This is a genomic window from Streptomyces sp. NPDC039462 (assembly GCF_055639375.1).
Map to the genome: position 1 here is coordinate 274,049 of NZ_JBVKAO010000004.1, position 18,837 is coordinate 292,885.

Genomic DNA, 18,837 nt, shown 5'->3' on the forward strand with positions numbered 1-18,837 from the left:
CTCAGGCCGCCATGATCGCGGTCGCGCGGAACGAGATGCCGTGGCGCTTCTGGCCGTTGAACTCGTTCTCCCAGTCACGGGCCTTGAGGCCGACCACCTTCACCGGTGTCCCCGGCGTCAGGCCCTCTTCCGGGATGCCCGTCTCCAGGACGGTGACCTGGTAGAGGTTCCCGTCTCCCTCGTCCGAGACCAGCAGGCCCACCGTCGACAGCGGCGCGTTCGTCTCACGGTCAACGGCACGCTCACCGGTCTTCTTGTTAGCCATCTTCGGTTCCGGCGCGGTCGCCACGAACACCACGGCGGTCGAAAGGTCGATCTTGAAGGAAGGCATAACTGTCCCCTTGGATTCAGACTCAGGCCCTTTGGACCCCTTGCTCAACTTGTGGGTACAAGCTGATACGTAGAGAGTGATCCACCGAGGGTGAGACGTCAAGCACTTCACGCAAACATGTACCGACAAGTTGACCGAGTGCGTCATGATGGAGGCATGAGCAAGCAGCCGAAGTACCAGCAGGTGGCCGACGCGCTGCGTCGGGAGATCGACAACGGCACCTACGGGCCTGGTTCTCGGCTGCCCTCCGAGGCCGAGTTGTCGGCAAGGTTCGACGCCTCGCGCAACACCGTGCGGTCGGGTCTGAACTTGCTAGTCGGGCAAGGCCTTATCGCGTCTAGCCAGGGCCTTGGCTACGAGGTACGCAAGCACGAAGTCTTCGAGCTGAACGCATCGCGCTTCGAGAACCTGACGTTCCCGCAGAACGGAGACGCGTTCTCCACCGATGTAACCAACGCGGGGCGACACCCCCACCAGACTTTCCGCGTCGAGCTCACCACGACACCTGAGTACGTCGCGACGCGCTTGAAGATCGAGACCGGTTCGCGTTCGGTGCTGCGGTTCTGCCACCGGTTCGTGGACAACGTCCCTTGGTCGACCCAGGCCACGCACTACCCGGACTGGCTCCTGGCCGAGGCCCCGCGCCTAGGAGAGCCGGGCGATATCGCCGAGGGCACGACGCGCTACCTCAAGAGCTTGGGCATCGAGCAGATCGGCTATCGCGACGAGCTGTCGACCCGCATGCCCACGCCCGACGAGGCACGGCTCTTGGAGATGGGGGCAGGTGTACCCGTGATGCTCTGGACTCGGACGGGCTACTCACACGACCGCCCGATCCGGTGCACGATCACGACGTTGCGCGGGGATCTGAACCGGATGAACTACGAGATCGGCGATCTGTCCGGCTGGGACGGGGACGGATCCGAGTGAAGATCACCAGCGCTACCCCTGAGGATCTGCAACATCTGCTCGCCTTTCGGCAGGAGGCCGCAGCCTGGATAAGCCGTCTCGGCATTGACCAGTGGAGCCGTCCCTATCCTGCCGATCGGCTGCTGAAGACCATCGAGCAGGGCACCGTGTTCATGCTCAGGGACGGTGCAAGGACTGCCGGAACCATCACCCTCACCCCCGAAGCGGAAGAGGGGTTGTGGACGGTGGAGGAGTTGGCCGAGCCGTCGTTGTTCGTCAACAAGCTGACGGTGTCACGGGACTACGCAGGCGAGAACTGGGGCGGTCGGTTGCTGGATTGGGCGAGCAGCCGCGGGTACCGAGCAGGCGCCAAGTGGATTCGCCTCGACGCGTGGACGACGAACGAGCCGCTCCAGCGCTACTACTTGGCCCAGGGCTTTCAGCATGTGCGCACTGTTCTACAAGGCAACGCCGTCAACGGCGGACCACGTGTCTCAGGCTGGCTAGCCCAACGTGCCACCTCGGAGACCGAGCACGGCCTCACCGACGAGACACCTAGCCCCGAGCCCCTGAACGCCTGAGCTGTTACAAGTTTCTCTACCTCATCAAGCCCCGGCTGCGCTCCGCTCCGCCGGGCGGGCTCCTGGCTCCGCTCGGGGCGCCGCTCCTGCCTCCGGCCCGCTCCGCCCCGGCTGCGCCAACGCCCGCCCACACATGGATAGGGCCCAGGGCCATAAGGCGAGCACCGCAGCCACGGCGGTTCCGGTCAAGGACATGCCTCCGGCGGGGGCGCTCTGACTCTGGGATGGCGGGGGCGCCGCTTGCGAGTGCCGGCCTGATGGGGTTGGCGTGGGGAGCTCCCATCCCGTCCGCCATCGACCCAGGCAGAGCCGAGCGGACGCGGCCCAGGGCGTCAAGGTCGTTCGTACAGTGGCGCGCTCCACCTTGACGCCCTGAACCACGCCCGCTCCACGGTGTGTGGGTCGACGGCGGACGGGATGGGAGCTAGGAAGGTGGTGGGTTGAGGCAGGGACTTAGCGACGTGGCCGTTGTATGTCCGGAGGGTGGTAGTCCCCCTCAACTCGCAAGCTATGTCGAGCCGCTTCAGCGAACCAGTCTCTGGCCGTACGGCACTCTTCAACCAGGTCCGCAGCCACGTCGAATGGTGCGAACGCCTCAAGGTGGATGATCACCATGCCGAGGCCGTCATGGACCTCGGATGCGGCGGATGCTTCCTGGGCGGTCCCAATAAGTGTGATCTCAGCCGTGAGTTGTTCGAGTTCATCGTGTTTCTCAGCTGCCGCTTCGAGGTCCTCGATCAAAATGCGACGCGTCAGCGAGTCAAGTACGCCGGGGATGCCCTCTTCGGGCGTGAGAAGAAGACTCGTGTGGCCGGGGAGCCTCTCTGCGCGCGTTTCCCTGTCCAGGTGTGCACAGCTCGACCAGAGTGCCCGCTCCAGCGAGAGAGCTCCAGATAGGAACTTCGCGGCTACTCGTTGCCGTTCGGCTAGCCAACGTGACCGGTCTTCCCGCTGATAGCGCTCTCGTTCTGTTCGTCTGGTGAAGACTTGAGTTAAGAGCGCTGCAGCCAGGGTCCCTCCCACGCCAGTGGCAGTGGTCAGGACTTGCACGAGGTGGGCGTCCTGCATCGGTCCATCATGCCCACCGAATGTGCACCAGTCTGTGTCTTCAAGGATGAGGATGTGTGCTGCAGGCGTCCCCTCCGGTTTGCAACGGGCGCTTCGGGCAGTGCGGGCCGCACTCGTACACCTCGATGGACAAGTCGTGCGCACCGCAGTGCCCTTCGGCGCGGCCAGCCGATCTGGCCCCTTCCCAGATCGGCTCATCACACCAGCAGCAGTGCCAGCCGAGGTACTGCCAGCCGTTGAGCTTGTTGACGTGCGGCGGCTTCGGCCGCCAGGTCTCGGTCATGGCCGGTCGGCGAACGGGACCAGGCCGTGCTCGTCGAGACAGGGGCGGCAAGCGAACTGCACACCCCCGGGGCCAGAGCCCTGTTCCACCACGTTGATGACGCGGACGCCTGCGCTATAGCCGCGGTGCCATGAGCAGTAGCCGTAGCTGCCAGGCTCCATAGCGGCCGCGCTCGGGCTGTTCCGAGCGTTCTTACCCTGCGTACCCTCGTCCACGTCGACTCCTTGTCAGTCGTCCATGCCCCTGGGTCGTTCGCGCGGCCGCAGGGGCGATGCGTTCCCGCAGCGTAGAGCTAGGTAGCTAGGGTAGCTAGGCCAGACAGGCAATCTCGTCTCGCCGATCAGGCTTGTACTGCCTAGCTTCGGATCATGGACTGGAAGCCGGATATCCCGCGCTGGAAGCAGGTGTACGCGATTCTTGAGCAGCGGATTGCCGACGGCGAGTACCCGCCTGGAAGCCAGCTGCCGGGCGTTCTCGCGATCCAGGGTGAGTTCGGTATCGCGCAGATGACCGCCCGGCGCGTCCTCACCGAGCTGCGAGACGCTGGGCTGGCGCAGATGCAGCCGGGCATCGGAACCTTCGTCACCGAGTTGCCCAAGCCCTAGCTGTCAAGCGGACGCTGATGTCTGACATCAACGTCTGACACCAACAACGGCGTACCCGGGCGGACCGAGCCGCACCACGGCGACCAGTGCCAGGCTGCTAAGCAGCCGAGAGCCAAGCCCATCGGTGCCCCATGATCGACCTGATAAGGATGAGGCCACAGGTTCAAATCCTGTTAGCCCCACCAGCACGGAACCCCCAACCGGTCACGGTTGGGGGTTCTGGCGTTTCCGGGGGGGGCTTCTGAGCTCCTCCTGTGCTCCTTCTGTCTGTGCTCTTCCTGTGCCTGCCCTTCCTCTGCTCTTCAGGGGAGCTGGCCGGGCTCCCCTTGTGGCTCTCGTCGGGGACAGGCGAGGCGGCGGCCAATAGCCAGTGATGCGGCAGCCAGTGAAGCGGCAGCTAATGAAGAAGACCCCCGGCCTGTGGCGGCCGGGGGTCTTCTGAGGTTTACGAGGGCGTGTGCCCTGGGCGCGGGGCCGGGGTTACGGCTCCGAGGCGAGGACCGGCTCATGCGCGGGGGACTCGGTCTCGGTGTCCGCGTCCATGTCCGTGGGCGGCAGGTGCCGGCAACTCGGGGACGAGCCGTGGGCCTCGGCGCGGATGCGCTGCTTCATCGTCGGCGGCAAGGACCGTTCGTACGCTGCAGCCCAGAGGGCCGTCATCGGCGCGGTCACGCACGCCGTGGCGTTGCGTGCGTTCGTGGTCTCCTGTACCGCCGTGGCCGCGGTGGCCGTCGTGGTGAGTCCCAGCGCGGCGAAGAGCGCGAGGAAGGCGGTGACGATCGTGGTCCACAGCTTCACGGCCTTGTTGCCGGTCATGGCCCCTCAATTCGGGTTGGGCGATTTGCGTACTTTCCTCATGATGTGTATGTGGGGCTGAGAGTGGTGGACCGACGCTCGTGGCGCGTGGATGTTCAGATGAACACCACCCGGATGGCCGCAAGAGCGCCGAGAAAGCCGAGAAAGGGGCAAAGCGGCGAAAGTCACAGTCGGGGCGGGGTCCGGGCGGAGTGTCGAGGTCCGTTTCGACTGCGCCGCGCAGGGCGGGAGTTGGGGCGGATCCAGGTCACCGATCGATATCGCTCGGTGTGTATAGTCGGGCGCCAGAAGTCCCCTACGTCAAGGAAAGACGAGGTCGCGCGGTGAAGAAGCTTCTCCTGGTCGCACTGGCCGCCATCGGCGGGCTCCTCGTGTACCGCCAGATCCAGGCGGATCGCGCCGAGCAGGATCTGTGGACGGAGGCGACTGACTCCGTGCCCACGGGTTCGTGAGTACCGACAACAGTCACTTACAGGCCCCGGTCGCTTTTGCGGCCGGGGCTTTGTGCTGTTCGCGTTTGTTAATTGAGTGCTTGCGTACGCAAACGCGCGGGTGGCGCAGTTGCGTCGGTGGTGGGCTCGTGGTGGTGTCCGCGCGTCGGTCGGCGGGCAGGACGGTCGGGATGGGTGGGACGGCTGGGTTCGCGGCGAGGGGTGACGCGTGATGGGGCGGCGGAGGTGGAGGCTGAGCGGGGGCTCGGCTGTGGCTGTGGTCGCGGCGTTGTGCGTGGTGGCGGTGGGTTCAGGGCAGGCCGGGGCCATGCGGCAGGCCGGGGCCATGGGCCTGGCTGGTGCCACGGGTCAGGGCGTGACTGCGGGGCCGTCTCCCGGCCCGTACGCCTTTGCCGAGGGCGTCGAGACAGTCGAGGGCGCGACGAGCAATGTCGAAGGGCCTCGGCTCAGCCCCGGTAAGACGTACAAAAGCTCCCTCCCGCGCGTGGGGCAGCGTTTTTACCGCCTGGAGCTCAGGGCGGAGGACAGCGTGTACGTCTCGGTCACGGCTGTCCCGAAGCTCGGTACGAGGGTCTCCTACGCCGACGGGGTCAAGGTGTCCGTACAGGATCCCGACGGCAACAACTGCAGCCCTCTGGAGGCGGAAGAGGCGCGGTTCGGCTCTTCGGAGAGCCCGCGCCCGATCACGGCCACCGCAGTGCGCAGGGTCGGCCCCGACGAGAAGAGCTGCAGAGGCGCGGGTACGTATTACGTGCTTGTCGAGCGGGCCAGAGCCTCCAGTGCCGCTCTGGAGACCTGGGATCTGGAACTGCACGTGGCGTCAGAGCCCAGGCTGCGGAAGGGAAGCGCGACCGCTGCGCCGGAGTCTTGGAACTCCGCGGCTCCTGTGCTCCCGTCGGGAGAGCGGAAGCATCGCGGGGGCGGCACGAGCTTCAACACGGCCCGGGGGCTAGAGAAAGGGGTGTGGGGGGCCGACATCGCGCCCGGGGAGACCCTCTTCTACCGCGTCCCGGTCGACTGGGGTCAGCAACTGTCGGTTGCGGCGGAGCTCGGCAGTTCGGGTGGAGCCGGTCGCGGGGTGGCTCGGGACTCGGGGTACGTCTCATCCGCGTTGGTCGTGTCACTGTCCAACCCGGTGCGTGCGCAGGTCGACGACGCTGACACGGCGTACGACGGCAGGCAGAAGTCCACGGTCCTGGACCCGCTGCCGCCGGTCGCGTACGAGAACCGCTTCGCCCTCACCGACGAAGTCGCCGCCATGCGCTTCGCCGGCTGGTACTACCTGGCGGTCCACCTCAGCCCGGACGTTGCGGAGAAGTTCGGCGCCGCCCCGCTGGAACTGACGCTACGGGTGGACGTCGACGGGTCGCCGCGGCCCGGGCCCTCGTACGCGGGAACGCCCGAGCCCGCCGAGAATTTCGGCGTCACGGAGCGGGACACGGCGGCGGCGGAGCGCGGGGAGACGGCGACCGGGCCCGGTGCGAGTTCTGGTGGGGACGACGACGGGCTGATGGTGGTCATCGCCGCCGGGGGCGTCGGGACCGGGGTGGTCCTGCTCGCGGTCCTCGGCTTGTGGACGCTGATCGCGCGGCGTAGGGCGTCGAGTGCATCCGAAGCGGAATCGGCATCGGCGGCAGCATCGGCGCCCGTGGCCGCGCAGTCCGGGCAGTTCGGGCCGCCACGGGGCTGGTGAGGGCGGGTCGCCGGGCCTCGCCTCGTTCGTCAAAGCTGCGTGAGTGCCCAGACGCCGACCGTGAGGCAGGCCAGCGCTATGAGCAGCATCGGCACCGCTACCTTCGCGGGCGGCCCAGGGCGCCTCGGCAGAGTGGAGGAAGCCGCGGATTGGGGCTGGGGAATTGGGTGGTTCGGGGGTGGAACCTGGGCGGCGTGAGCGGTGTATGGATAAGTAGAGGCGTGAGCGTGAGCGCGCGGCGCCGAGGACGTGACGGTGAGATCGGGTGCAGGTGTCGGTGCCTGTAGGGGCATCGGAGTGGGGGGAGTGGACGGCAAGGGAGGTTGCAGCCGACCTGGCGTTGGCTCGGGGGCCGAGGCGGGAGGCGGGCCCGGAGCCGGAGTGGGGGTCGGAGTCGGAGTGGAGGTCGGAATCGGTGGCGGGGTCCGCGTCGGAGGCGCTGGTGCAGGTGCAGGCGGAGGCGGCGACGGCGGTGTCGAGGCCGTGCCAGGTGCCCGGGTCCCGGGCGTGGGGCGCGCATGGCGAGGTGCGGAGCCCGGGCGCGGTGTGGCAGTGAGAGGACCCTCGGGGCCGAAACCCGTGGGCAGAGGAGGGAGTTGATCGAAGATCTCGATGAGTTCGTCGTCCGGGCCCGGCTCGGGCAGCATCTCCACGGCCGATGCCAGCGCCTTGCGCGCCCCCGTGGCGGTCCGGAAGCGCGCCTGGGGATTCGGTTGGAGAAGGGTGGCGATGACCTGCCAGAGGGGCTCGGGCACGCCCTGCGGGGCCTGCGGCGTGCCGTGTTCGGCGAAGTACTCGATCAGCGTTTTGGCGTCCGGCTTGGCGCCTTCCAGGAGGTACAGGGCGACCAGGCCGACGGCGAAGAGGTCGGCGGTGAAGTCCGGTTCGGCGCCCAGCATCTGCTCGGGGGCGAAGTAGCCGGGCGTCCCCACCACGTAGTCGGTCTCGGTCAGCCGTGGCTCGCCCTTGCGCATCGAGATGCCGAAGTCGGACAGGCGCAGATGCGGGCGTCCGGCGCCGGTGGCTTCCAGCAGGATGTTGGCGGGCTTGATGTCGCGGTGGACGACGCCTTCGGCGTGGACGGCCGCGAGGCCGGAGAGGAGTTGGTCGAGGAGGGCGCAGACGAAGCGGGGCGGCAGTGGGCCGTAGTCCCCGATCACGTGCGCCAGTGAGCCGCCGCCGATCAGGTCCATGGTGAACAGGACCTTGTCGTCGTCGGCGGCCCAGCTGGCGGGCGCGAGCACATGCGGGTGGTCGATCCGCAGGGCCTGCTCCCGTACGAATCTCAACAGGGAGTGTGCGTCGCTCTGTTGCAGGACCTTGGCGGCCACGTACCGGTGTCGCCGGTGGTCCCAGGCGCGCCAGACCGCTCCGACTCCCCCGCGTCCGATCGGGTCGACCAGTTCGTACCGGCCGGCGAAGACCTCACCCATGGTCGCGCTCCGCTCCCCTTCCGGGCCGCGCGCGGCGGCCCGGTCGACGGCTCAGCTCTGGTGCGCCTCGTAGTGGGCGACCGCGTCCGCGGTGCGCCCGGCGCCGTACACCCGGAGGAACTCTGCCAGTTCCGGGTGGGTCGGGGCGAGGGAGTCGGCGGCATCGATGATGTCGCCGGCCGCGGCGACGGAGCGCAGCAGTGACTGGATCTCGCGCACCACGCGCTTCACCGTGGGGGCGCCCGAACTGGTCGCCGTCTGCGCGGTGTTGGTGAGGACGGAGCCGCCCTGGGACTTCTTGATCTCGTCCATGCGGTCGGTGGCCTCGGCGGCGCTGACGCTGCCGTCCGCGACCTGGCCCGCCAGTTCCTGGAGGAGCTGGACGCGCTGGACGACGGCGGGGTTGCCGATCTTGGCGCGCTGGCCGCTCATCAGCTGGGACAGCATGGGCGCGGACAGGCCGAGGACTCCGGCGAGGCGTGCCTGGTTCAGTCCCAGATCGTCGATGAGGCGGCGGAAGAGCGCTCCCAGCGGCTCCCCGTACCAGTTCCGCTGGAGCTCTCGTGCTCTCGCGGTGGTGTCCTGCTGTGCGGCGTCCATGTGCGTCTCCCCATCGCTTCCCCTAAGACCGCGGTTCGCTGCCGCGAACCACGTCGTGCATCTTACGGAGCGTGGTCGTGGACCGGGAGTCCCAATCCTTTTGCGAGATCGGGGGGGTGACCCGGTACTCTGGTCTGCGATGCACGCCGGGACGTGGTTCCTCCGGTTCGATGCATCTCTCGCGGGGCCTTAGCTCAGTTGGTAGAGCGCTGTCTTTGCATGGCAGATGTCAGGGGTTCGACTCCCCTAGGCTCCACAGCCGTAAAGCCCCTCTGACCTGTGGAAACACCGGTCAGAGGGGCTTTTTGCGTACGGGGTGCGGGGCGGGGCGGGTGGGCGTCAGGCCGGGTGGCCGGCGGTGATGTCGCTCGCGTCGTTCAGGACGAACGGGGGCGGCAGCTGTTCGTCGGTGCCGGTCGTGGCGTGGGCGGCGATCGGGTCGAGCACGAAAGCTACGTGGTCGCCGCCGTCGAACCGGTCGTGGACGCGTCCGACGAACCAGGCGAGGGCATCGGAGAGGATCACGGTTCCGTCCGGTCCCTCGTGCCAGTCCACGTCGGAGAACTTGTCCGTCCGGTCGCTGCAGAGGGACCCGAACCGCTCCGCGAGGTCGTGCCGGTGCCGGGGCAGCAGGTGGACCGCGAGGGTGCGTGCCGACCGGGCGAGACGGTAGGTGTGGTTGGCCTTGGAGAGCCACACGGCGAAACGGGCCGGCTGAAGGGAGCACTGGCTCGCGAAGCCGACCAGGCAGCCCGCGCGCTGCCCGTCCGCCACCGCGGTGACCACGTACATGGCAGGGTTCGTGAGCCCGGTGAACGCCGAGATGTCCTGGTCCGTGCCCATGGTCAGGCGGTGACGCGGACGGTGGTCAGCGAGCTGTCGGCGGCGTCCGGGAGGTTCATGCCCGCTCGTACGCCCGAGCGCAGGTAGTTCAGGACGGGTTCCGTCAGGCGCTCGCCGGGCAGGACCACGGGAATCCCGGGCGGGTACGGCGTGATCATCTCTGCGGCGATGCGTCCCGTCGCCTCCTCCACGGGCACGTCCTCGAGGTCGGCGAAGTATGCGTCGCGCGGCAGCGAGGCCTGCTTCATCCGCAGCTCGTCGGGGTCGGGGACGTCGACCCCTGGTGCGTCGGTCAGGTCGGCGGCGTGCCGGGAGAGGTCGCGCAGCGCGTCCAGGAGGCGCGCGACGGAGGACGCGTCATCGGCGTAGGTCAGCTGGGCGCTGATCCTGCGGTGGTCGAAGAGGTGCATGTCGATGTGGTGCCGGGTGCGCAGCCAGTCGGCGGCGCGGTAACCGGTGGTCCCCAGCGCGGAGAGGTCGATCACGATGGGCAGGGGGTCGAGATCGGCCGCCCGACCGGGACCGCAGTAGTCCTGGGCTCCGTCGACGTGCAGACCGTCGATGTCACTGATCGCCGCACGAGTGTCGGCGGCCAGGCGCAGGGCGTCGTCGAGGAGCTGCTTGCCCTGCTGGACCATCTGGCGGCGCCAGCCGTCGAGCCCCGCGTAGAGCAGGACGGAGGGGCTGGTGGTGCCCAGCAGGTCGGCCCGGGAGGCGAGGACGGCGGGGTCGATGAGGTCGCCCTGGAGGTGGAAGACCGAGCCCTGTTCCAGGCCGCTGCCCATCTTGTGGACGCTGGTGACGCAGATGTCCGCGCCCGCGTCCATCGCCCAGGTCGGCAGTTCGTCGTGGAAGGGCAGGTGGGCGCCCCAGGCCTCGTCGACGATGAGGGGCTTGCCGCGCCGGTGGCACACCTCGGCGATGCCGTTCAGGTCGGCGGTCGAGCCGTAGGGCGTGGGGCTGGTGACCAGGGCGCCGTCGGCGTCGGGGTGGGCCTCGAAGGCTTCCTCGAACGACTCGGCCGTCGGCGGGTGGGCGAGGTGCCGCTCCGGGTCCCAGGCGGGGCTCACCCAGACGGGCTCGACGCCCGACAGGATCAGGCCCGCGATGACGGACTTGTGGGCGTCACGGCCGACCAGGAGACGGCGGTGCGGAGCAGTCACCGTCAGCATGGCCGCCTTGACCGACAGGGAGCTGCCGCACGTGGAGAAGTAGGTGTGCTCGGCGTGCACGGCGTCGGCCATCAACCGTTGGGCGCGTTCCAGGATCTGCTGGCGGGTCAGTCGGTCGTCGAGCCCGCCACTGGCGAGCACGTCGCCGAGGAACACCGCTTCTCCGAGCACCTTGGTGACCCGTGGGTCCGCGCCGCGGGCCTGCTTGTGGCCGGGCGGCGTGAAGGCGAGCTCGTCGGCTTCGTGGTACCGCTCCAGGGCCTCCAGTACGGGGGCCTCGTCGTGGTTCAAGCTTTCGTTCGCAGCCATGCCAGGTGCAGTTCCCGTTTCGGCGGGCACCAACCCGCGTCTGCGCGGGTGGCGCGGGGCGGAGTGGGCCGGAGTGCGGCCCCGGGGCGTTGTTTCACGTGAAACACCGGCGGGGCGGGAGACCGGACGGCCCCCGCCCCACGGCGTCCTACCGCGTACGGGACCGCGGCGTCAGCTCCGCTTGTCCCCGTCCGTGCTGTCGGCCTCCGCCTCGGCCTGCTTGGCCTGCACCTCCGGGTCCAGGGCCGCCTGACCGCTGCCGTCGACGGAGGTCAGCGGCGTGCTGTCAGGGACCTCGGTGGCCGCGGGCGGCTCGACCAGCCAGTCCGGGTTGGCCTGCTTGTCCCACCACTTCCAGGCGGCCACCGCGCCGCCCGCGAGGATGCCGACCACGGCGAGCCTCTTGGCGAGACGGCCCGCCTTGGCGCGGCGCTGGTGCTTGCGGGCCAGGCGCTGGATCTCCTTCGCCGAGACCTGCCCGCGCAGCGCGGCGAGTGCCGCCGTGCCACGGGACGCGGCCTCTTCGCGCACGGGCTGTGCGACGGCGACCGCCTGCTCGATGCGGGGCCTGGAGTAGTCGGCGGCCTGACGGGCAGCCTTGCGGGTGCGGACGGCGGCTTCGTGCGCTGCGTGGTCGACCTTCGGCGGCACATGCGTGCGGGCCTGCTCGACACGGGGTGCGACGTGGGCGCTGTACTGGACACGGGCTTGCTCGGCGGCCACACGGGCTTGCTCAGCGGCCTGCTGGGCGGCGAGCGACACCTTGGGTGCGAGCCGTACGCGCGCTTCGTGGGCGTAGTGGGTGGCCCGGTCCTTGGCCGTGTCGGCGTAAGGCGCCACCGCGTCCGCGGCGTGACGCACGCTGTCCTTGGCAGAGCCGGTGGCGGCGCGCACGCTGTCGATGCGGGTCACGGGATCCTCCTCCTCGGTGGCGTATAGGTATGTCACCTTTCCACCCTTTCAGCGATCATGCCTTCCGGATCGTTCCAAGGCATGCGAGGGCGGGCATCCGGGTCACGGGAGCTGACGCCGGCCAATCTCTGAAGCGGTTCCCATCCGGCTCCGATCCAGTCTCTGCACAGGGAAAGGATCTCTGTTCAGGTGATCAGTCGGCCCGTTCCGTTCAATTCGATCCAATTGGTGCAAGAAGAGCTCCCGGCCGACAATGCCATGGATCGCTTCGGCGCGCGCCCAGTCGGTGGCTACTCGTCCCAATCCGGTCCGTGCGAGGATCGGGGTGTCACAGAAGACAACGGAAGGCAGATCGTGGCTGAGCAGCTTTACGCCACCCTGAAGACCAACCAGGGCGACATCGAGGTCCGGCTTCTGCCGAATCACGCGCCCAAGACGGTCAAGAACTTTGTTGAGCTCGCTCAGGGCGAGCGCGAGTGGGTTCACCCGCAGACCGGCAAGAAGACGAAGGACCGTCTGTACGACGGCACGGTCTTCCACCGCGTGATCAGCGGCTTCATGATCCAGGGCGGTGACCCGCTGGGCAACGGCACGGGCGGCCCGGGCTACGAGTTCGAGGACGAGTTCCACCCCGACCTCGCCTTCGACAAGCCCTACCTGCTGGCGATGGCCAACGCCGGTCCGGGCACCAACGGCTCGCAGTTCTTCGTGACTGTCGCGCCGACGGCGTGGCTGACCCGCAAGCACACCATCTTCGGCGAGGTCGCCAACGACGCTGGCAAGAAGGTCGTGGACGCCATCGCGGCCACCCAGACCAACCCGCGCACCGACCGCCCGGTCAACGACGTGGTCATCGAGTCCGTGGTCATCGAGACCCGCGACGCCTGACCCACGACGCCTGACCCGCGCGTACGCGTATACGCGAGGGAACCAAACCGCCCCGCCCATCCGTAAGGAAGGGCGGGGCGGCGCGTTGCCACGTGTGCCGTCACAGTGCCTTCGTACGGAGATTGAGGGGACCCCATGGACCAGGCGCCAGGCAGCCCGCAGGAGCCACAGGGCGCGTCGGGCCTCCCCGGCTGCTACCGGCATCCGGACCGTGAGACCGGTATCACCTGCACGCGCTGCGAGCGCCCCATCTGCCCCGAGTGCATGATCAGTGCCTCGGTCGGCTTCCAGTGCCCCGAATGCGTCCGCACCGGCTCCGGCACCGGTCACGCGCCCACGGCCACCCAGCCGCGTACGGTCGCGGGCGGCGCCGTCACCGCCGACCCGCGCCTGGTCACCAAGATCCTGGTCGGGCTGAATCTCGCCCTGTTCCTGGTGCAGTTCGTGGTCGGGGATCGCTTCACCGACCGGTTCGATCTGCTGGGACGGGCCTTCGTGCCGGAGTTCGGCACGGTCGAGGGTGTCGCCGAAGGGCAGTGGTACCGCCTGGTGACGGCGATGTTCCTGCACAGCAGCGTCATGCACATCGCCTTCAACATGCTCAGCCTGTGGTGGATCGGGGGCCCGCTCGAAGCCGCCCTCGGCCGCGTTCGCTACCTCGCGCTCTACGTGGTCTCGGGCCTCGCGGGCAGCGCGCTGACGTATCTCCTGGAAGAGCCGTTCCGCCCCTCGGTGGGGGCCTCCGGAGCGATCTTCGGCCTGTTCGGCGCGACCGCCATCCTGATGCGGCGCCTGAACTACGACATGCGGCCGGTCCTCGCCCTCCTTGCGATCAACATGGTGATCACCTTCTGGTGGCCCAACATCGCCTGGCAGGCCCACGTCGGCGGGCTCGTCGGCGGCGTCATCGTCGGGTACGCGATGGTCCACGCGCCCCGCGAGCGGCGGAACCTCATCCAGTACGGCAGCTGTGCGCTGGTGCTCGTCGCGACGGTGGTCATGGTCCTCGTTCGGACCGCGGAGCTCACCTGACGTACCGGGTTGTCCACAGCGTGTGCCGGATCTTGTGCATGCTGTGGGGAACAACCGTGCCCCTTGTCGCTGACCTGGGTTTTCCCAGGAAGGACAAGGGGCGGGCGAGGAGAGAGACCCGGTGGGTCAGTCACACCGGCGTCAACCGGCTGAGGGTTATCCACAGATCTTCAGCCTTTTTCCACTCATGTGGATAGCGCTGTGGATAACTCAGGGCAGGGCTTGCTTCTGGCGAGCTGCTTCCGCCGTCCGGCGGGCTGCTTCCACCGACCGGCGGGCCGCTTCCACCGACCGGCGAGCTACTTCCACTGAGTGGAGACGCCGAATCCGGCCGCGATGAAGCCGAAGCCGACCACGATGTTCCAGTTGCCCAGCGGGTCGATCGGCAGCTTGCCGTCCGTGACGTAGAAGACGACGATCCAGGCGAGCCCGATGAGGAACATCGCCAGCATCACCGGAGCCACCCAGCTGCGATTCGTCAGCTTGATGTTCGTCGCCTTCTTGGCGGGCGGCGGAGTGTAGTCGTCTGCCTTCTTGCGGATACGTGACTTCGGCACGAGGGTCTCTCCTGTCGATGCGCTGCGTGGCCGCGCAGGTAACTGTGGTCTGGCGCCTGGCGGGGCACTACTAAGGAGCTGAAGCCTCCCCCGGGCGTCCGTTAGCGTAGTGCTTCCAAGGCGCTGAAGGAGATAAGGGTACGTTGAGCAATTCTGCCGACCCTCACAAAGGTGCCGGTCGTCGCCCCCGATGGCGTCCGGTTCGGGTGCTTACGGGTGCTGTTTTCGCACTCGCCGGGCTGATCTTCTTCACCAGTTTCAACACGGCCAAGGGCACCAACATCCGTACCGACGCGTCCCTGCTGAAACTCTCCGACCTCATTCAGGAGCGCAGCCACAAGAACGGCAAGCTCGACGAGTCCAACGGCGCCCTCCGCGACGACGTCGAATCGCTCGCCGAGCGCGACGGTGGCGGCACCAAGGCGGACGGCGCCCGGCTCAAGGCGCTCGAGAAGAACGCCGGCACCAAGAAGCTCAGCGGCAAGGCGATCACCGTCACCCTCGCCGACGCCCCGCCCGACGCCACCGCCAAGCTCCCCGGCTACCCCGAGCCCCAGCCCAACGACCTGGTCATCCACCAGCAGGACCTCCAGGCCGTGGTCAACGCGCTCTGGCAGGGCGGCGCCGAGGGCATCAAGGTCATGGACCAGCGCCTGATCTCCACGAGCGCCGTGCGCTGCGTCGGCAACACCCTGATCCTCCAGGGCCGCGTCTACTCCCCGCCGTACAAGGTGACGGCTGTCGGCGACCCCGACAAGCTCAGGACCGCCCTCTCGGCGTCCCCCGAGATCCAGAACTACATGCTGTACGTCAACGCGTACGGACTCGGCTGGAAAGTGGACGACGACGGGGCGGTGACTCTTCCCGGCTATTCGGGCACAGTGGATCTCCACCACGCGAAGCCGGTGGAATGACCGCGGGATGACCGCGGGACAACTGCGGATCGACTGTGGAGTAGCCGCCTCTGGGGGGTCCTGTGTCCGTGCGTGTGCTGGTCAGGACGTTCAGCGAACTGTGCATCACCGTCGGCACGTTGATCGTGCTCTTCGTCGCGTACGTCCTGTTCTGGACCGGCGTGAAGGCCGACAACGCGATGGACAGCCAGATCGACGAGCTGCAGGACCGATGGGCCCAGGGCGCGGTCTCGGCGGGGACGGACTCGGCGGGAACGGACGAGAAGCCGACCGAGACATCGCCGCAGCCGCCCGGCCCCTACAAGAACGGCAAAGCCTTCGCCGTCATGTACATCCCGCGCTTCGGTTTCACGTGGAACAAGCCCGTGCTCCACGGCACCGGCACCGACGTCCTCAAGAAGGGCCTCGGCCACTACGCCTCCACCGCCCGGCTCGGCCAGAAGGGCAACTTCGCCGTCGCGGGCCACCGCCGCACCTACGGCGACCCCTTCAAGGACTTCCCGAAACTGCGCCCCGGTGACGCCGTCGTCCTGACCGACGGCGCGACGTGGTTCACGTACCGCATCGACAAGAAGCCCTACAAGACGCTCCCCGGCGACATCGACGTGATCGACCCCGTGCCGCGCAAGTCCGGCTACGACGGCCCGGGCCGTTACCTCACGCTTACGACCTGTGAACCAGAGTGGGGCCACAGCCACCGGCTGATCGCCTGGGCGCATCTGGACGCGACCCAGCCCGTGGAGGCAGGGAAACCGGAGGCACTGCGCCGTTAGTCTGGTGCGGTACGACGCGGGAGGCCGGGTCGTACGCGACGGAAGGGACGGCATGTACGGCTGGATCTGGCGGCATCTGCCGGGAAACGCATGGGTGAGAGCACTGATTTCCCTGGTGCTCGTCCTCGCGGTGGTCTATGTCCTGTTCCAGTACGTCTTCCCGTGGGCGGAGCCGCTGCTGCCCTTCAACGACGTCACCGTGGACGGCCAGTGAGCACCGCCGGCGGCGCCCGCAGCCGCAGCCGCATCCTCGTGGTCGACAACTACGACAGCTTCGTCTTCAACCTCGTCCAGTACCTCTACCAGCTGGGTGCCGAGTGCGAGGTGCTGCGCAACGACGAGGTCGAGCTGCGGCACGCGCAGGACGGTTTCGACGGCGTGCTGCTGTCGCCGGGCCCCGGCACCCCGGAACAGGCGGGCGTCTGCGTCGAGATGGTGCGGCACTGCGCCGCCACAGGCGTGCCCGTCTTCGGGGTCTGCCTCGGCATGCAGTCCATGGCGGTGGCGTACGGCGGCGTGGTGGACCGCGCCCCGGAGCTCCTGCACGGCAAGACCTCGTCCGTCCGTCACGAGGGCAAGGGAGTCTTCGCGGGCCTGCCGTCCCCGTTCACGGCGACCCGCTACCACTCGCTGGCCGCCGAGCCCGCCACCGTACCGGCGGAGCTCGAGGTCACCGCGCGTACGGAGGACGGCATCATCATGGGGCTGCGCCACCGTGAACACGCCGTCGAAGGCGTGCAGTTCCATCCCGAGTCGGTCCTCACCGAGCACGGCCACCTCATGCTCGCCAACTGGCTGGCGGAGTGCGGCGACACCGGCGCCGTCGCCCGATCGAGCGGGCTCGCCCCGGTGGTGGGCAGGGCCACGGCGTGACGGCGCCGGGCCCCGAGCGCGGCTCCTCCGGAGGCTCGTATCAGCCCCCGGGGGAGCACCCGTCTCCGTGGTTCCGCAGCGCGCCGCCGGAGCCCACGCCGCCCCCGTACGAGCCGGTCCGGGACGACGAGACGATCGGGCTGCGGACCGCCGACACGCGGCGAATAGCGGAACCACCGGGCCCCGGCCTCCCCACAGAGGGCAGGGCCGCGCGCCGCAAGGCCGCCAAGAAGGGGGCCACGCGCCCCGTGGAGCCCCGCCCGGGCGTACCCCTCACGCGGGTCGAGGCCCGGCGCGCGGAGCGTGCCCGCAGGCCGTCGCCGGGAGCGGTGATCAGCCGGGGGCTCGGCGAGGTCTTCATCACCGTCGGCGTCCTGATGCTCCTGTTCGTCACGTACCAGCTGTGGTGGACGAACATCCGTGCCCAACAGCAGGCGGACGGCGCCAAGCACGACCTCCAGGAGAGCTGGGCCAAGGGCGAGGGCAAGCCCGGGACCTTCGAGCCGGGGCAGGGCTTCGCGCTGCTGCACATTCCGCGTCTCGACGTCGTCGTGCCGGTCGCCGAGGGCATCGACAAGCAGAAGGTCCTCGACCGCGGCATGGTCGGGCACTACAACGAGGGCGCGACCAAGACCGCGATGCCGGACGCCAAGACGGGCAACTTCGCGGTGGCGGGCCACCGCAACACGCACGGTGAGCCGTTCCGCTACATCAACCGGCTGGAGCCGGGCGACCCCATCGTCGTGGAGACGCAGGACAAGTACTTCGTCTACAAGATGGCGAGCATCCTGCCGCAGACCATGCCCAGCAACACGAGCGTGATCGGGCCCGTTCCGCCGGGTTCGGGCTTCACCAAACCCGGTCGGTACATCACACTGACCACCTGTACCCCGGAATTCACGAGTAAGTATCGAATGATCGTCTGGGGCAAGATGGTCGAGGAACGACCGCGCGACAAGGGAAAACCGAGCGCGCTCGTGAACTAGAACGGTGAGAACGGGGCAGATCCAGTGGCAGCCACGACCGACGACGAGAAGCAGGCCGAGGCGCCGGCCTCCTCTCCCGCTCCCGCACCCCGGCGGCGCGGCCGCGGCCCGATCGCCACGGCGGTCAGCATCTTCGGCGAACTCCTCATCACCGCGGGCCTCGTACTCGGCCTGTTCGTCGCCTACTCGCTCTGGTGGACGAACGTCATAGCGGACCGCGAGGCGCACCGGCAGGGCGATCAGGTACGCGACCACTGGGCGGAGGGCCGCGGCCCTGGCGGCCTCGACACCAAGGACGGCATCGGCTTCCTCCACGTACCCGCGATGGGCGACGGCGAGATCCTCGTCAAGGCGGGCACCAGCAGCGAGCTCCTCAACGACGGCATCGCGGGCTACTACAAGAAGCCGGTCAAGTCGGCCCTCCCCCAGGACAAGAAGGGCAACTTCTCGCTGGCCGCGCACCGCGACGGCCACGGCGCGAAGTTCCACAAGATCGACAAGATCAAGAAGGGCGACGCGATCGTCTTCGAGTCCCGGGACAAGTGGTACGTCTACAAGGTGTACGCGACGCTGCCCGAGACCTCGAAGTACAACGTGAAGGTCCTCGACCCGATCCCGAAGGAGTCGGGCGCGAAGAAGGCGGGCCGCTACATCACGCTGACGACCTGCACGCCGGTGTACACGTCGCGCCACCGGTACGTCGTGTGGGGCGAGTTGGAGCGGGTCGAGAAGGTCGACAGCAAGCGGACGCCGCCGGCGGAGCTGAAGTAGTCCCGCCCCGCGCACACAAAAGAGCCCCGGTACCGC

20 protein-coding genes and 1 tRNA gene are annotated in these 18,837 nt (G+C 68.3%); 13 read left to right on the plus strand and 8 right to left on the minus strand.

Annotated features, from left to right (window positions below; all coding sequences use genetic code 11):
- Nucleotide 1 precedes the first annotated feature (1 nt).
- Nucleotides 2-331, minus strand: coding sequence for an SCO3933 family regulatory protein (locus ACZ7LU_RS23620; RefSeq protein WP_471917922.1), 330 nt, complete (start codon nucleotides 329-331; stop codon nucleotides 2-4).
- A 156-nt stretch (nucleotides 332-487) separates the two neighbouring features.
- Between ACZ7LU_RS23620 and ACZ7LU_RS23625 the strand changes: the two genes are divergently transcribed.
- From ACZ7LU_RS23625 to ACZ7LU_RS23635, 3 genes are all read left to right on the plus strand, one after another.
- A complete protein-coding gene (locus ACZ7LU_RS23625; RefSeq protein ID WP_471917923.1) occupies nucleotides 488-1,261 on the plus strand; it encodes a GntR family transcriptional regulator in 774 nt (257 codons plus the stop codon).
- The gene (locus tag ACZ7LU_RS23630; RefSeq protein ID WP_471917924.1) at nucleotides 1,258-1,821 is read left to right on the plus strand and encodes a GNAT family N-acetyltransferase; all 564 of its coding nucleotides are present in this window, start codon (nucleotides 1,258-1,260) and stop codon (nucleotides 1,819-1,821) included. The genes ACZ7LU_RS23625 and ACZ7LU_RS23630 overlap by 4 nt, the downstream gene beginning before the upstream one ends.
- Nucleotides 1,822-3,540: 1,719 nt before the next feature.
- Nucleotides 3,541-3,777 carry a GntR family transcriptional regulator gene (locus ACZ7LU_RS23635; protein WP_471917925.1) on the plus strand — a complete coding sequence of 79 codons (237 nt, stop codon included), beginning with the start codon at nucleotides 3,541-3,543 and terminating at the stop codon, nucleotides 3,775-3,777.
- A 480-nt stretch (nucleotides 3,778-4,257) separates the two neighbouring features.
- On the opposite strand, the gene ACZ7LU_RS23640 is transcribed toward ACZ7LU_RS23635, so the two are convergent.
- On the minus strand, nucleotides 4,258-4,593 hold the full coding sequence (locus ACZ7LU_RS23640; RefSeq protein ID WP_471917926.1) for a DUF6344 domain-containing protein: 336 nt from the start codon (nucleotides 4,591-4,593) through the stop codon (nucleotides 4,258-4,260).
- Nucleotides 4,594-4,916: 323 nt separating this feature from the next.
- Between ACZ7LU_RS23640 and ACZ7LU_RS23645 the strand changes: the two genes are divergently transcribed.
- Together ACZ7LU_RS23645 and ACZ7LU_RS23650 are read left to right on the plus strand one after the other, a co-directional pair.
- Nucleotides 4,917-5,045 (plus strand): DLW-39 family protein, encoded by a 129-nt coding sequence (locus ACZ7LU_RS23645; protein ID WP_003999697.1) that lies wholly within the window; start codon nucleotides 4,917-4,919, stop codon nucleotides 5,043-5,045.
- Between the two features lie 484 nt (nucleotides 5,046-5,529).
- Nucleotides 5,530-6,738 carry a hypothetical protein gene (locus ACZ7LU_RS23650; RefSeq protein WP_471917927.1) on the plus strand — a complete coding sequence of 403 codons (1,209 nt, stop codon included), beginning with the start codon at nucleotides 5,530-5,532 and terminating at the stop codon, nucleotides 6,736-6,738.
- Between the two features lie 29 nt (nucleotides 6,739-6,767).
- Here ACZ7LU_RS23650 and ACZ7LU_RS23655 read toward each other — a convergent pair whose 3' ends face one another.
- Together ACZ7LU_RS23655 and ACZ7LU_RS23660 are read right to left on the minus strand one after the other, a co-directional pair.
- The gene (locus tag ACZ7LU_RS23655; RefSeq protein ID WP_468301650.1) at nucleotides 6,768-8,171 is read right to left on the minus strand and encodes a serine/threonine-protein kinase; all 1,404 of its coding nucleotides are present in this window, start codon (nucleotides 8,169-8,171) and stop codon (nucleotides 6,768-6,770) included.
- Between the two features lie 51 nt (nucleotides 8,172-8,222).
- On the minus strand, nucleotides 8,223-8,771 hold the full coding sequence (locus tag ACZ7LU_RS23660; RefSeq protein WP_055527494.1) for a helix-turn-helix domain-containing protein: 549 nt from the start codon (nucleotides 8,769-8,771) through the stop codon (nucleotides 8,223-8,225).
- A gap of 183 nt (nucleotides 8,772-8,954) precedes the next feature.
- Here ACZ7LU_RS23660 and ACZ7LU_RS23665 point away from each other — a divergent pair.
- A tRNA-Ala gene (locus ACZ7LU_RS23665) sits at nucleotides 8,955-9,027 on the plus strand.
- Between the two features lie 83 nt (nucleotides 9,028-9,110).
- On the opposite strand, the gene ACZ7LU_RS23670 is transcribed toward ACZ7LU_RS23665, so the two are convergent.
- From ACZ7LU_RS23670 to ACZ7LU_RS23680, 3 genes are all read right to left on the minus strand, one after another.
- Complete coding sequence (locus tag ACZ7LU_RS23670; protein WP_468301648.1) at nucleotides 9,111-9,614, minus strand: flavin reductase family protein; 504 nt, start codon at nucleotides 9,612-9,614, stop codon at nucleotides 9,111-9,113.
- 2 nt (nucleotides 9,615-9,616) lie between these two features.
- Nucleotides 9,617-11,095 (minus strand): aminotransferase class I/II-fold pyridoxal phosphate-dependent enzyme, encoded by a 1,479-nt coding sequence (locus ACZ7LU_RS23675; protein ID WP_468301645.1) that lies wholly within the window; start codon nucleotides 11,093-11,095, stop codon nucleotides 9,617-9,619.
- 171 nt (nucleotides 11,096-11,266) lie between these two features.
- On the minus strand, nucleotides 11,267-12,007 hold the full coding sequence (locus ACZ7LU_RS23680; RefSeq protein WP_398302606.1) for a DUF5324 family protein: 741 nt from the start codon (nucleotides 12,005-12,007) through the stop codon (nucleotides 11,267-11,269).
- Between the two features lie 354 nt (nucleotides 12,008-12,361).
- On the opposite strand from ACZ7LU_RS23680, the gene ACZ7LU_RS23685 reads away from it, so the two are divergent.
- Together ACZ7LU_RS23685 and ACZ7LU_RS23690 are read left to right on the plus strand one after the other, a co-directional pair.
- Nucleotides 12,362-12,895: a peptidylprolyl isomerase gene (locus tag ACZ7LU_RS23685; RefSeq protein ID WP_398301881.1), complete on the plus strand. Its 534-nt coding sequence runs from the start codon at nucleotides 12,362-12,364 to the stop codon at nucleotides 12,893-12,895.
- Nucleotides 12,896-13,030: 135 nt separating this feature from the next.
- Nucleotides 13,031-13,927, plus strand: coding sequence for a rhomboid family intramembrane serine protease (locus ACZ7LU_RS23690; protein ID WP_471917928.1), 897 nt, complete (start codon nucleotides 13,031-13,033; stop codon nucleotides 13,925-13,927).
- Between the two features lie 299 nt (nucleotides 13,928-14,226).
- Here the strand turns inward: ACZ7LU_RS23690 and crgA are convergent, their stop codons facing one another.
- Entirely contained in the window at nucleotides 14,227-14,484 is a 258-nt protein-coding gene (gene crgA, locus ACZ7LU_RS23695; protein ID WP_055563960.1) for a cell division protein CrgA, read from the minus strand.
- A 143-nt stretch (nucleotides 14,485-14,627) separates the two neighbouring features.
- On the opposite strand from crgA, the gene ACZ7LU_RS23700 reads away from it, so the two are divergent.
- The 5 genes from ACZ7LU_RS23700 to ACZ7LU_RS23720 all read left to right on the plus strand — a co-directional run bounded on the left by ACZ7LU_RS23700 (nucleotide 14,628) and on the right by ACZ7LU_RS23720 (nucleotide 18,801).
- Nucleotides 14,628-15,398 (plus strand): DUF881 domain-containing protein, encoded by a 771-nt coding sequence (locus tag ACZ7LU_RS23700; RefSeq protein ID WP_468092694.1) that lies wholly within the window; start codon nucleotides 14,628-14,630, stop codon nucleotides 15,396-15,398.
- Between the two features lie 68 nt (nucleotides 15,399-15,466).
- Nucleotides 15,467-16,171 (plus strand): class E sortase, encoded by a 705-nt coding sequence (locus tag ACZ7LU_RS23705; RefSeq protein WP_471918134.1) that lies wholly within the window; start codon nucleotides 15,467-15,469, stop codon nucleotides 16,169-16,171.
- A 210-nt stretch (nucleotides 16,172-16,381) separates the two neighbouring features.
- Nucleotides 16,382-17,044 (plus strand): aminodeoxychorismate/anthranilate synthase component II, encoded by a 663-nt coding sequence (locus ACZ7LU_RS23710; protein WP_398301887.1) that lies wholly within the window; start codon nucleotides 16,382-16,384, stop codon nucleotides 17,042-17,044.
- Complete coding sequence (locus ACZ7LU_RS23715; protein ID WP_471917929.1) at nucleotides 16,975-18,030, plus strand: class E sortase; 1,056 nt, start codon at nucleotides 16,975-16,977, stop codon at nucleotides 18,028-18,030. The genes ACZ7LU_RS23710 and ACZ7LU_RS23715 overlap by 70 nt, the downstream gene beginning before the upstream one ends.
- Nucleotides 18,031-18,054: 24 nt before the next feature.
- Nucleotides 18,055-18,801 (plus strand): class E sortase, encoded by a 747-nt coding sequence (locus ACZ7LU_RS23720; RefSeq protein WP_471917930.1) that lies wholly within the window; start codon nucleotides 18,055-18,057, stop codon nucleotides 18,799-18,801.
- The last annotated feature ends 36 nt before the right edge of the window (nucleotides 18,802-18,837 follow it).

What these genes read in the sequence shown, in the direction of transcription:
- ACZ7LU_RS23675 (WP_468301645.1), bottom strand. Translation starts at nt 11,095, where the DNA reads ATGGCTGCGAACGAAAGCTTGAACCACGACGAGGCCCCCGTACTGGAG.
- ACZ7LU_RS23635 (WP_471917925.1), top strand. Translation starts at nt 3,541, where the DNA reads ATGGACTGGAAGCCGGATATCCCGCGCTGGAAGCAGGTGTACGCGATT.
- ACZ7LU_RS23620 (WP_471917922.1), bottom strand. Translation starts at nt 331, where the DNA reads ATGCCTTCCTTCAAGATCGACCTTTCGACCGCCGTGGTGTTCGTGGCG.
- ACZ7LU_RS23640 (WP_471917926.1), bottom strand. Translation starts at nt 4,593, where the DNA reads ATGACCGGCAACAAGGCCGTGAAGCTGTGGACCACGATCGTCACCGCC.
- ACZ7LU_RS23670 (WP_468301648.1), bottom strand. Translation starts at nt 9,614, where the DNA reads ATGGGCACGGACCAGGACATCTCGGCGTTCACCGGGCTCACGAACCCT.
- ACZ7LU_RS23625 (WP_471917923.1), top strand. Translation starts at nt 488, where the DNA reads ATGAGCAAGCAGCCGAAGTACCAGCAGGTGGCCGACGCGCTGCGTCGG.
- ACZ7LU_RS23690 (WP_471917928.1), top strand. Translation starts at nt 13,031, where the DNA reads ATGGACCAGGCGCCAGGCAGCCCGCAGGAGCCACAGGGCGCGTCGGGC.
- ACZ7LU_RS23655 (WP_468301650.1), bottom strand. Translation starts at nt 8,171, where the DNA reads ATGGGTGAGGTCTTCGCCGGCCGGTACGAACTGGTCGACCCGATCGGA.
- ACZ7LU_RS23660 (WP_055527494.1), bottom strand. Translation starts at nt 8,771, where the DNA reads ATGGACGCCGCACAGCAGGACACCACCGCGAGAGCACGAGAGCTCCAG.